The sequence below is a fragment of the uncultured Microbacterium sp. genome (assembly GCF_963521695.1).
Taxonomy (GTDB): Bacteria; Actinomycetota; Actinomycetes; order Actinomycetales; family Microbacteriaceae; genus Microbacterium.
On record NZ_CAUQWC010000243.1, the window covers coordinates 1 to 4791 of the forward strand.

The 4791-nt window shown below is 69.5% G+C and carries 3 protein-coding genes; 2 read left to right on the forward strand and 1 reads right to left on the reverse strand.

Features of this window, described 5'->3' with window-relative positions:
• Window positions 1-329: hypothetical protein (locus tag RWP81_RS14355; protein WP_314457203.1), on the reverse strand; the 329-nt coding region annotated here is incomplete at its 3' end.
• 220 nt (window positions 330-549) lie between these two features.
• Between RWP81_RS14355 and RWP81_RS14360 the strand changes: the two genes are divergently transcribed.
• Together RWP81_RS14360 and RWP81_RS14365 are read left to right on the forward strand one after the other, a co-directional pair.
• The gene (locus RWP81_RS14360; RefSeq protein ID WP_314457205.1) at window positions 550-2982 is read left to right on the forward strand and encodes a DEAD/DEAH box helicase; all 2433 of its coding nucleotides are present in this window, start codon (window positions 550-552) and stop codon (window positions 2980-2982) included.
• Window positions 2983-3127: 145 nt separating this feature from the next.
• The gene (locus tag RWP81_RS14365; protein ID WP_314457207.1) at window positions 3128-4711 is read left to right on the forward strand and encodes a Rieske 2Fe-2S domain-containing protein; all 1584 of its coding nucleotides are present in this window, start codon (window positions 3128-3130) and stop codon (window positions 4709-4711) included.
• Window positions 4712-4791 lie beyond the last annotated feature (80 nt).

Here is a 4791-nt window from a genome sequence, read left to right on the forward strand (position 1 = left end):
ATGTCGGAGGTCTCCGGCAGGATGCTCGCGTGACCACCTGGCGCGACCTCGTCCCGAGGAGTGAGCCGGCCGCGTTCGAGCCGCTCGCCCTCGGCATCGAGCTGCGCCAGCGCGAGGCCTACGACCCCGCCCGGTGGGACGCCCGCGCGGTCGTGGCGGTCACCCCGCGCATGCTCGCGCAACGGCAGGACGACCTGCAGCTCGTCGCGCGGCCCCTCGTGCGCGGAACGCGAGACACGTGGATCCGGGCGGATGCCACGTGGGATGCCGTGCGGCGGTCGTCGGGCCGCTTCGATCCGTCGCAGGTTCGCTGGTTCGCCGAGTTGCACGCCCTGGCCCAGGCGCTGAGGACGACGGGACCATTCGCCCCGTCCGGTGACACGATCGCCCTCGATGCCGTCGACTCACCCCTGCTGTGGCCCCATTTGCGCGCGGCGGAGTCGCTCGGCATCCCGATCGTCTCGATGAACACGCAGCAGAGCGTAAGTCTCGCGGCCCAGGCGACGGCGCGTGTGGCGCTGGACGCCGTGGGGGGGGGGAGCGTTGCGCGTGTCCGCCGACCTCGAGATCGACGGACGGCGACGGGATGCCGCTCACGCCCGGGCGATCGGCGGGTACGGCATGTTCGCGTACGAGCTCGACCGCGACCCCGTACCCCTCGTTCTCGCGGCGGTCGATCTGCCCGCGCCGCTGCCCGCCCTGCTCCGAGGCGGGGTGGTCGAGGTGCCGCCGGACGACGCGGCGGAGTTCGTCGCCGAGGTCTACCCCGGGCTGGCGCGCCGCGCGCCGCTGTCGGTCGGCGCCGGTGTGCCGGCGCCACCCCCGGCGCGGCCGACCCTCACGCTCGACGTCTCGTACGTCGACGGCGACGCGGTGGAGTACCGCCTCGACTGGGTCTACCCCGGCGGGTACCGTGCCGCCTGGAACGACGATCGGGAGCACCCCGACCGGGAGGACCGCGCCGAGGCGCAGATCGGGGAGCGGTTCGAGACGGCCTGGAGGTCGGCATCCGATCTGCCCCTCGCGCCGCGGGCCACCCTGCGCGACGCCGACGCCGCGGCCTTCAGCGCGTACGTGCTCCCGGCGGTCGACGTGGTGGACGAGGTGCGTGTACGCACGCGCGGTGCCCGCCCGACATTCCGCGAGCTGCGCGGCGATCCGTCGCTGCGCATCACGACGGTCGAGTCCCTCGATCGCGATTGGCTCGACCTCGGAATCGCGGTGACGATCGACGGTCGGCTGATCCCCTTCGGCGTACTGTTCACGGCGCTGTCGCGTGGGCGGACGCGCATCAAGCTCTCCGACGGAGCGTGGTTCTCGCTCGCCCACCCCTCCCTGCAACGCCTGCGCGAGCTGCTGGAAGAGGCTGCCGCGCTCGACGAGTGGGAGACGGGTCCGCGCGTCCCGCGGACGCACCTCTCCCTGTGGGCCGAATTCGAAGACCTCGCCGATCAATCCGACGCGGCCCTGGAGTGGCGACAGCTCGCCCGGGCGCTGCGGGACGTCGCCGAGGTACCCGAGGTTGCGACGCCGCCGGGATTCCTCGCCGACCTGCGTCCTTATCAGCGCGAGGGCCTGTCGTGGCTCGCGCTTCTGCACGCACATCGACTCGGCGGCATCCTGGCCGACGACATGGGGCTCGGCAAGACCCTGCAGCTGCTCGCGCTGATCGCCCACACCCGTTCGCGGAAAGACGCGCGACCGTGGCTCGTCGTCGCCCCGACCTCGGTGCTGCCGACATGGCATGCCGAGGCGGCGCGGTTCGTCCCCGAGCTGCGGGTCGCCGTCGTCGAGGCGACGTCCGTGCGCCGTGTTCGGACCATCGCCGACATCGCGGGCGATGCCGACGTGGTCGTGGCGTCGTACGGCGTCGTCCGAGCGGATGCCGAGGAGTTCGCCGCGACGCACTTCTCGGGGGTGGTGCTCGATGAGGCGCAGTTCGTGAAGAACCCCGCGACCCGCATCCATCGTGCCATCGCAGCGCTCCGCACCGACGCGGTGTACGCGGCCACGGGCACACCGATCGAGAACGGGCTCGACGACCTGTGGGCACTGCTGGCTCTGACCGCGCCCGGGTTGTTCCCCTCGATCCGGCAGTTCCGCGAGGACTACACCCGGGCCATCGAGCGACTTCCCTCCGACGCACCCACCGAGCTCTCAGCCGCCGCGACCGACGCTCACCGCGAGAAGATGCTCGCGAAGCTGCGCCGGCGCGTGCGGCCGTTCCTCCTGCGCCGCACGAAAGACGTCGTGGCATCCGATCTCCCTCCGAAGCAGGAGCAGGAGATCGCGGTTCCTCTCGGCCCCGCGCATCAGGCGGTCTACGACCGGGTGCTGCAGCGCGAGAGACAGAAGGTGCTCGGCCTGCTCGACGACCTCGATCGGCAGCGGTTCATCGTGTTCCGCTCGTTGACGCTGCTGCGCATGTTGGCACTCGCGCCGGGCCTGGTCGATGACCGTGACGCGAGCCTCGGCTCCGCCAAGCTCGATGTGCTGCTCGATCGCCTCGTCGAGATCGCCGCCGAGGGGCACCGCGCGCTGGTGTTCAGTCAGTTCACCTCGTTCCTCGATATGGCGGCGCAGCGACTGGATGCCGAGGGCCTCGCCTACACGCACCTCGACGGCAGCACCACACGGCGTGGCGACGTGGTCACCGACTTCCGCCAGGGTGACGCGCCGGTGTTCCTCATCAGCCTCAAAGCCGGAGGGTTCGGACTGACCCTCACCGAGGCGGAGTACGTGTTCGTGCTCGACCCGTGGTGGAACCCCGCGGCCGAGGCACAGGCGATCGACCGCGCCCACCGCATCGGGCAGGACAAGAGCGTGTTCGTCTACCGGTTGATCGCCGCGGGCACGATCGAAGAGAAGGTTCTCGCTCTGCAGCGCCGCAAGGCCGCACTGTCGGAGGCGGTCATCGACGACGGCGAGGCGTTCGCGGCGGCGCTCGACGCCGAGGACATCCGTGGGCTCCTCGGGCCGTGACGGAGAATTCTGGCCTCGGACCCCGAGAGACCGGGTCGATCCCGGCACGGTCCGGCATCCGTCGCCCGGGGAGGTCCACGCCCACCGCCCGCCCAGGCGACCCCCGCGTAGACTCAACAGGTTCCGTCCACGACACAGGAGCGACATGAGAGTCACCGGCCTCGGCCACGCAGGCATGTTCATCGAGACGGCGGGCGGCAGCATCCTCTGCGACCCCGTCATCGGTCCGAGCTTCTTCGGCTCGTGGTTCCCGTTCCCCGACAACCGCTCTCTGGACTGGGAGCGCTTCGGCGCGGCCGACTTCCTCTACATCTCGCACCGTCACCGCGATCACTTCGATCCGGCGTTGCTCGGGCGGTATGTGTCGAAAGACATCAAGGTGCTGCTTCCCGAGTACCCGACCGACGACCTCGAGCAAGACCTCATCGCCCTCGGGTATACGAACCTCGTGCGCACCGAGGCGGGCGTGCCGCTGCAGTTCGGCGACCTGAAGCTGATGGTGACGCCTCTGCGCGCCCCCTCCGACGGCCCCATCGGCGACTCGTCGCTCTCGCTCGACGACGGCACGGCATCCGTGCTGAATCAGAACGACTCCCATCCGCTGGATCTCGACGCGCTCTTCGATTTCGGCACGCCCGACGCGTACTTCACCCAGGTGTCGGGTGCGATCTGGTGGCCGATGGTCTACGACCTGCCCCAGGATGCCAAGCAGAACTTCGCTCAGCTCAAGCGCGACGCGCAGAACAAGCGCGCGATGTACTACATCGACAAGGTCGACGCGCCGCACGTGTTCCCGATGGCGGGGCCGCCGATGTTCCTGCGCGACGAGCTGTTCCGCTACAACGGCACCGGGCTCGACAACGATTCGATCTTCACCGATCAGCGTGAATTTCTCGCGCACATGAACGAGCAGCGTCCCGACCAGAAGGGATATCTGTTCCTCCCCGGCACCGAGGTCGAGGTGCAGGGATCCGACGTGACCGTCACGCAGACGCTGTACACCGACGACGAGATCGAGCGTGTCTTCGGCGACAAGTGGAACTACCTCGCCCAGCAGCGCGACGGTCGCCGCGAGGAGATCGCCGCCGAGGTGGCATCCCGAGCCGAAATCCTGCCGCCGGCCGAGATGCTCTCGGCGATCAAGGAGTGGTGGGAGCCACTGCTGCGCCGCGCCCGCACCATTCGCAACGGCGTCGGGGGAGCGGTGCGCTTCCGCATCGGCGAGCTCGACATGGTCGTCGACTTCCCCAAGGCGAAGGTGCGCGAGTACGCCGGCGAGGAGTGCATCTACTGGTACACGATCCCCGCCGACCTGGTGTCGACGAACATCCGCGATCACGAGATCGACTGGTCGAACTCGATCTTCCTGTCGATGCAGTTCGAGGTGGGCCGTTCGGGCAAGTTCAACGAGTTCCTCACCACGTTCCTCAAGTGCCTCTCGCGCGACCGCATCGAGTATGTCGAGAACTGGTACGCCGAGCAGTCGGACCAGACCGAGGATGCCGAGATCGACGGCTGGACCGTCCAGCGTCGGTGCCCGCACCTGCGCGCCGATCTGACCAAGACCGGCAAGATCGAGGACGGCGTGCTCACATGCTCGCTGCACGACTGGAAGTGGGACCTGGCCTCGGGCCGGTGCCTGACGACGACCGGTCACCCGATCCGCTCGACGCGCATCCGCTCGACGGGGAGCGGTGAACGCGCCGCCGCCGAGGTCGCCGCAGGCTGAGATCACCGTCCCAGGCGCCCCGCGGGAGGAAAATCCGGGAGCGGAGGACCGACCCCGCGGCATCCGTCCTCCCTTCGCCG

Bases quoted from the DNA above. Each gene is read 5' to 3' on its own strand.
- RWP81_RS14365 (WP_314457207.1), top strand. From the start codon at position 3,128: ATGAGAGTCACCGGCCTCGGCCACGCAGGCATGTTCATCGAGACGGCG.